The following is a 5976-nucleotide window of genomic DNA, read 5'->3' on the forward strand; positions in this document are numbered from 1 at the left end:
GTGGTGGGCGGGACGGGGGTGTTCTCCACCGTGACGGCTACCTGCTCCCCCGGCTTTGCCGTGAACGGCGACGGAGCCTTGTTCAGCTGGTAGCGCTCGGGCGCCTTGGTCTCCTTGGCCCAGTAGCGGGTGCCCGCCTTGAGGTCGACGCCGAGCTTGAGCTTCGCGGTGCCGTCCACGCCGGTGGTCAGCTCCGCAACCTTCTTGCCCGGCTGGTGCTTGCCCGCGGCGTCGACGGTGTCGGAGTCGATCTCGATGACCGCGCCCGTGAGTGCCTTGCCGGTCGACTTGTCGATCTTCTTCACCAGGAGGTCGGCGTCCTTGAACGGGTCGACGACGGTGATCGGATGGGCCTTGGCGGACTGGCCCTCGGTGATGACGATGTCCTGGTCGGGCACCAGGGCGTGGATCGTGTCGCCGCTGTCGGTCTCGTGCAGGCGGTACGTGCCCGGTGCGAGGTTCTCGAAGGCGAGGATACCGTCCGCGTTCGTCTTGCCTTCGGCGACGGTCTTTCCGGTGGCCGGGTCGATGAGCTGGAAGCCGGCGCCGGCCATCATGTCCTTGCCCGGGTCGGTCTTGTGGATCTCGACGCCGCCCGTGGCGGGGGTGACCTTGACCTTCGTGGTGCCTTCGGCGGCGGTGGTGTCGCCGGCCAGCAGCATGCGCTGGGCCGAGGCGTCGCGCGGTTCGAGGACCTTCAGCTGTGAGCCCGGAAGCCCGCTTGCCGTCGCCTTCACCGTGGCTTCACCGGCCGTGCCGGTGGTGAACTGCCAGCTGGCGGTTCCGTCCTTGCCGGTGGTGACGATGCCGCGGGCGGTGCCGGAGCCGGTCTCGGACAGGTCGATCTTGATGCCGGGGACCTTGGCACCGGACAGGGAGGCGGTGACCTCGACGGCCACCGAGACCTTCTTGCCCGCGGTGGTGGTCTCGACGCTCGGCTTGATGTGCAGGGTGTAGGGGCCGGCGTACTTTTTCGCTTCGGCGATGTAGCCCTCGGCCAGCGTGCGGGCCGTCGGCGACACGTTCGGGTAACCCAGGCGCTGCTTGCCGCGGGATCCGTTGAGGGCGTACTTCCCGCCGGCCAGGAACTCGTACGTCGCGGCGTCGACGGCGGCGGCCTGCTCGTTGGACTGTGTCTGGCCGTACTTGCCGATCACGTAGGAGGCGTAGGCGACGTGGGAGTCGGGGACCGCCTGGCCGGTCTCGGAGGACGTCCAGTGGGTGACGGTCTTCGGGCCGGTGTAGCCGCCGGCGGCCTGTGGGCCCTTGCGCTCGGGGTCGGCGCAGTAGGTCTCGCTGTCGCCCCAGACCTTGATGCCGGGCGGTCCGTAGGCGCCGATGTGGGAGGTGGCGGCGTTGCTGTCGGAGTCCGGGATCGTGTAACCGGGCCCGAAGTCAAGCGGCTTGGCGTCGGCGGCCTGGGCGGTCGGCATCCAGGCGAGCGTGCCGGCCACGCCGGCGGCGACGACGGTCGACAGCAGCCGGACGGTGCGAGGGGTGGTGCGGGTGCGCATGGGGTGGTGATGCTCCTGCGATGCGGTAGGTACCGGCCCCGCGCAGCGGGGACCGTGTGGTGAACCCCGCGCCCAGCGGGGCTCGAGGCGGAAGGACGGCGGAAGGAAAGGGCTGTCAGGAGGTGCGGCTACGGTGCGCGACGGCGAGCGTTGTGGTGTATCCCGGGCCGGGTGCGAAGGACGTGAGGGCCATCGGTTCCGGCTGAAGCTCGGCAACCGGTATGCGGGGCGTGGCGTTCGTCATCGTGACCGTCCGCTCGTCGTCGGGCCCGGGGCGATGGGCTGGTGGCGGGTGGCGTGGGAGAACAGGTCGGCGTGCCGCCACGAGGGCGGTGTGCGCTGTGCGGTGATGGCCGGGGTGGTGCGGGGGCTGGTGGCGACGGCGGCCGCGGCCACTGGCCGGCGCACCGGCCCGTCCTGCGCACGGTCGGCGGCCTGGGCGGGTGCCCATAGGGGGTGGTGTGCTGTGGTGGGCGGCTTGCCTGCGGCCCACGCCGAGAGCGCGGTGTAGGTCGGGCCCAGGGCGCGGGCGGCGGCGGTGAGTTGGTAGGGCGAGCGGTGGTTGTCGGTGACGCGCTCGACGAGACCGTCGGCGCCCAGCTGTCGCAGCCGGGAGGTGATCACCATCGGGGACAGGCCGGGGGCTACTTCGCGGGCCAGCTCGCCGCTGCGCATCGGGCCGTTGGTCCGCAGTGCCCACAGGACGGCGGTGGCGTGGCGCGGGGTGATGAGCTTGAGGGCGTCCTCGACCTGCTCGGCGCGGGCGGTGGGGCCGGTGCCCTCCAGGTATGCGCTGGCCCAGGCGGCCAGTGCATCCTGGGCGGGGGCGAGTTCGCGTCCTCGGTCGGTGAGGGCGTAGTAGACCGGGCATCCGTCGGTGGCGGTGCGGTGGACGAGTCCGTGGTCGGCCAGGGCCGCCAGTCGCTGGGAGATTGCGGGATCTTTGAGCCAGGGCAGCTTCTCGCGCACCTCGTGGTAGCGCAGGCGGCCGGTTTGCTGGAGGGTTTGCAGCGTCCACACGCTCCAGCGCGGGGCGATCATCGCCAGGGACTCCTCGACGCGCTGCAGATCGTTGATGCGGGAGGTCGGGGACGTGAAGGTGGTGGCGGTCACCGAAGGGCTCCTTGCAGAAGGTCAGCGAGTACGGGCAGCGTTGCGCACGATGCTCGGGAAGAGGGCTGAGTACCGGGCGCCGGCGCGTCAGCGATTGCGACGTATGGCGGGCGTGGTGGAGGCCGTTGCCGCTGGCGGCACCGGCAGGGCCGTGGCCACTGGGCGGGCAGCTGCAGGCCGGGAGGAGCTGGTGGGCATGGTGCGCAGCAGCTCGTCGATGGCCTGGACGTACTGGGCTTTGGCCGTGGTGGCTGTCGCCAGCCACTGGATGTCGACGGCCAGGTCCTCGGCTGCCGGTTCCTGGCCGGGGGCGGTGGCCGTGTGGAGGCGGTCGCGGACCTCGTCCAGGTGGTCTTCGGCGACGGTGAGAAATCTCCGCAGCTCGAGCATGCGCTGCACGGCCGGCGAGACCGACGCGGTGGCCTGCAACTGGTGCAGTTCCTCGACGCTGTGGCCGAAGGCGGCCTCGATGACGCCGTCCTTGCTGGACGGGCGCAGAGCAACGCTCACACAAACCTCAACATCAACGACAGGGTGGAAAAGGGTGGTTCACCGGCGGCGGGCCGGCGCCTCGGTGTGGGTGGCGGTTGGCGGTGTGGTGCTCGCGGCCGGTACTGGCGCTGTCGCGAGCGGGTAGTTCGGGGAGTGGGCGGTGGCTGCGGCCGCCCGTCGGGCTTGCGCCGCCACCGGGCCGGTCATGGGAAGGGAGGCGTGGCGGTCGACGAGGCGGAGCAGGGCCGTGGCCTGGGCGTCACGGGCGGCCAGCGCCTCGGTGACCGCGCCCGCGGCTTCGAGCAGTGGCCATCCGTCGGGTTCACTCAGGCCGTCTTCCGCGGCGCCGAGTCGTTCGAGCAGTACGTCGTGGTGGCCTTCCAGCGTCTGCTGCAATTCGGAGAGCCGGGCGTACGCCTCCACGATCCCCGCGAGGCCCGCGTCCGGGTGCGGTGTGGTCGCGATGTGCTGCTGGAGGTCGGTGAGGGTGCGGCCGAGGGACTGCTCGATCCGTGCGCCGAACAGTGCCAGCACCTCGTCGTCACTCATCAATCAACTCCCTGGGCGAATACGGATGTAGTGCTTCCAGGGTCTGGATGACGGCCGGTTTGGATAACCGGTGATCGCGCGCTATAAGCAGGCACCCGCCACCGCCCGGCTGGGGCGGCTGTGGGCAGACCCACCCGGTCAGCGCCGGAGCCCTGGCGACGGAGGTGTCGGCGGCTTGGCAGGCGGGAGGGCCGCCGGGGGTGGCTGGGGCGATCTGCGGGTGGTGGTGCGGGCGGCCCCGGCCCTGGACGTGGCGAGCACGCCGGGGATAGAGGTGCGCGGCGCCGGAAGGGGTCCCTCGCGGCTCTCCATCCACTCCCACGCTGCTTCGGCGTTGCGGAAGGCTCCTTCGCGCAGGGTGTAGGTCGGGCTGTCGGGTGACCACGTTTCGAGAAAGAGGCGGTACGGCTTGTCGGCGCTGGTGGGGTCGGTGTCGAGGGCCAGCACGGACGTCTCGTACTCGGCACAGTCGTCGGTGTAGTGCTCGACGACGTCGTACCGGGTACCGGAGGTCATCAGCTGCTCTTCCAGCACGGTGGTGAGCGCATCGGCCGGCCGTGCTCCCGTGCGCTCCGGCGGCACCCGGACGGCGTCCGGTGCCGCCCCTCGGACGATCAGCCACCGCTGGGCCAGGGAGATCAGAGGATGGCGCTCGGCGTCGAAGCGGAAGGTCCACTTGTCCGGGTCCCGGGTCAGCGTCATGGCCAGCAGCTGCGGGCTCCCGGGGATGTCCCAGGTGGCCGCTGTGTCAAGCAGGACGAGGTAACTGTTCCGGCCGTCGTCGGTGTGGTGGGTGACCAGCGGAGCCAGGCAGTCGTGGTTCGTGGTCAGAGCGTGGAAGAGGTACTCATCACTCCCGTCAGCCAGGGTGTATCCCTCGAGACGGAAGTCCAGGGCGGACAGGTCGGGCAGGTCATGTTCGGGATGGGTCAACGGTTTTCTTCGATCAGGTGTCATCCGCGGCGAGGAACCGTGGCATCGTCAGCGTCGGCGGAGCCGGACCGTCTGCGCAGCCACGGGCGCGGTGGTCGGGACGGTCTGCACCGCGGGCGTGGTCTGGCGGGTTCGGGTCAGGCAGACGCGGCCGGCATCGGTCAGCGTGATGGGCTGCCCCGTGTGCAGAGGCCGTGTGGTGTCCCGGTTCACCAGGCCCTGGGTTTCGAGCCGTTGGAAGGCGGGCCAGGTGATGCGGTTGCCGGAGGGGGTGGTGACGGACATGCGGTGGGTGAGCAGGTGCTCGCGCAGTACCGCGCCGCCGGGGGCGATGGCCACCAACGCGGCGTAATCGGCATGGAGAAGATCAGCCCCGGTAGGTGCCAGGCGGGATCGGTTGCGTTCTTCGAAGGGCTTGAGCGTGCGCAGCAGTTCGGCGGCGCGCTCGTCACGCTGGGCGGCGGCGTCCTGCAGCTGGGCGACGGTGCGGTCGATGCGTTGGAAGAGGGCGTTTTCGACCTCGAACTCGCCGTTGGAGAGGCGGTGGAGCAGGGTGCGGTAGAAGGTGACACCCCGCTCCGCGTCCGCCAGCGCGCGGTGCGCGGCCACCACATCCGCGAGCCCCTCCTCGGCATGGACGCCGGTCGCCCACAGTGCGTCGATGCTCCAGCCCGTTGCGCTCTCCACCCGTGCGTCGAGGGACGTCAGCGTCTTCGGGGGAGTTCTCGTGGTGCTCACGCGGCGCGCTCGTCATGGCGGGCGGGATTGCCTGGCAGGTCCGGGCGGTGTCGGCGCAGCGCGGCGGTGAACTCGGAGCGCCGGTAGCCCTTGCGCTGGGTGCCGTCGGGCAGGCGGATATTGTGCCAGCGGATGCTGTAGGGGGACAGCAGGATGGCCAGGCGTCGGGGGGTGAGGTCTTCGCACTGCCAGGTGCCCAAGGCAGGCCCCTTTGTCGAGCGCAGGGCCTCCACGATGTCCGTCGTGGGCAGGGCTCCAGGGTCTCCGTGGGCGGCGAACACCTCACGGCAAGCCCGAAGGATTCCCGTATCGCCCTGGCTGTGTTCCACCGCGTGATGTGCGTGCCGGCCTGCGGGCGGGTGCGCAGCAGATGCCCTGGGGGCTGCGCTGCGGCGCGGTGTGGCGCTGAGCAGGTGGACGAGCTCTTCCGCGCGCTCCAGCAGCTCGAGTGCCTTCTGCCGGCACCGGGTGCGGTTCTCTTCCTGCCGGGCTTCGTCGGCGTGGAGGGCCGGGGTGAGCGCCGGGTACGGCAGGCGTGCGCCGGCCCCGTCGAGGCGATGCTGCGCGCAGCAGGAGGCGTCTATCAGGAGGTCAGCGAGGAAGGGCGTCATCGGGAAGGGCCTTTCTGGGCGAGCGG

The 5976-nt window shown here is 70.8% G+C and carries 7 protein-coding genes; all 7 read right to left on the bottom strand.

Going from position 1 to position 5976, the window contains the following annotated elements; all coding sequences use genetic code 11:
* Window positions 1-1514, bottom strand: a 1514-nt coding sequence (locus K6I34_RS29635) for a collagen binding domain-containing protein (RefSeq protein ID WP_229330575.1), incomplete at its 3' end; no start/stop codon positions are given.
* A 240-nt stretch (window positions 1515-1754) separates the two neighbouring features.
* Window positions 1755-2627, bottom strand: coding sequence for a helix-turn-helix domain-containing protein (locus K6I34_RS29640; RefSeq protein WP_229330577.1), 873 nt, complete (start codon window positions 2625-2627; stop codon window positions 1755-1757).
* 87 nt (window positions 2628-2714) lie between these two features.
* Window positions 2715-3137 carry a hypothetical protein gene (locus tag K6I34_RS29645; RefSeq protein ID WP_229330579.1) on the bottom strand — a complete coding sequence of 141 codons (423 nt, stop codon included), beginning with the start codon at window positions 3135-3137 and terminating at the stop codon, window positions 2715-2717.
* Between the two features lie 39 nt (window positions 3138-3176).
* Complete coding sequence (locus K6I34_RS29650) at window positions 3177-3668, bottom strand: hypothetical protein (RefSeq protein ID WP_229330581.1); 492 nt, start codon at window positions 3666-3668, stop codon at window positions 3177-3179.
* Window positions 3669-3806: 138 nt separating this feature from the next.
* Window positions 3807-4601 carry a hypothetical protein gene (locus K6I34_RS29655; protein WP_229330583.1) on the bottom strand — a complete coding sequence of 265 codons (795 nt, stop codon included), beginning with the start codon at window positions 4599-4601 and terminating at the stop codon, window positions 3807-3809.
* Between the two features lie 48 nt (window positions 4602-4649).
* A complete protein-coding gene (locus K6I34_RS29660) occupies window positions 4650-5339 on the bottom strand; it encodes a hypothetical protein (RefSeq protein ID WP_229330585.1) in 690 nt (229 codons plus the stop codon).
* Window positions 5336-5976: DUF3631 domain-containing protein (locus K6I34_RS29665; protein WP_229330587.1), on the bottom strand; the 641-nt coding region annotated here is incomplete at its 5' end. The genes K6I34_RS29665 and K6I34_RS29660, both read right to left, overlap by 4 nt.

It is taken from the genome of Streptomyces sp. UNOC14_S4 (assembly GCF_020740835.1).
Classification (GTDB): Bacteria; Actinomycetota; Actinomycetes; order Streptomycetales; family Streptomycetaceae; genus Streptomyces.

Coding starts and splice junctions, on each gene's coding strand:
- K6I34_RS29650 (WP_229330581.1), bottom strand. CDS start 3,668: ATGAGTGACGACGAGGTGCTGGCACTGTTCGGCGCACGGATCGAGCAG.